This window comes from Aquimarina sp. MMG015 (genome assembly GCF_018100855.1).
Taxonomy (GTDB): Bacteria; Bacteroidota; Bacteroidia; order Flavobacteriales; family Flavobacteriaceae; genus Aquimarina; species Aquimarina latercula.
The window spans coordinates 1-736 of sequence record NZ_JAGJEB010000038.1 but is presented as its reverse complement, the minus strand read 5'-3'; the positions used below and the strand labels follow the sequence as shown (position 1 = coordinate 736).

The window sequence follows — 736 nt, the reverse complement described above, 5'->3', positions numbered from 1 at the left end:
AGCAATACCATCGCCATTATCATCAGTAGTACTATCACTGGTAGGATCACTGTCGGGATCAAACTGATCACTCGCCGTAATCTCTACTTGGTTTACATACTCATCGGTAGCTCCCGTTGGAGCATCAACCGTAGCATCAAACGTTACTACTAAAGCTGTCGTAGTCGTTACGGTCTGACCTGTCCAACTTACAACACCACCTGTCTCACTACCTGTACCACTAATATTCGTAATATTACTATACCCTGCAGGAACAATATCATCAATATCAACTCCCGTAGCATCATTTGGACCTGCATTACTAACTGTGATCGTAAAAGTAACAACATCGCCAACATTCGGAGTTGGGTTACTCACCACCTTGGCAATACTTAAATCTGAACTTTGTGGAGTTACTTCAAAATTAGCCTCGTCATCCTCATCCTGATCTCCATCATCATTGTCAGGGGTACTATCTGGATCAAATTGATCACTCGCTGTTACTTCTACAACATTATTATACTCTCCTGCAACACCGGTTGGCGCCAATACTTCAACATCATAGGTTAAAGTAAGTGTACCTGTAGCGGCTGTTAATGATAAACCACTCCAATTAATAGTATTACCTGTCAATCCACCTCCATTACTAATGTTAGTAATATTCGTATATCCTGACGGAACTATATCTGATATCCCTATTCCTGTAGCATCGTCAGTACCATTATTAGTCAATGTAATTTCAAATGTAATTACATCT

General features: G+C 40.4%; 1 protein-coding gene. It reads right to left on the bottom strand.

The genetic code is table 11. The annotated features are described in order from the left end of the window. Positions 1-736, bottom strand: a 736-nt coding sequence (locus tag J8L88_RS23395) for a DUF11 domain-containing protein (protein ID WP_211062084.1), incomplete at both ends; no start/stop codon positions are given.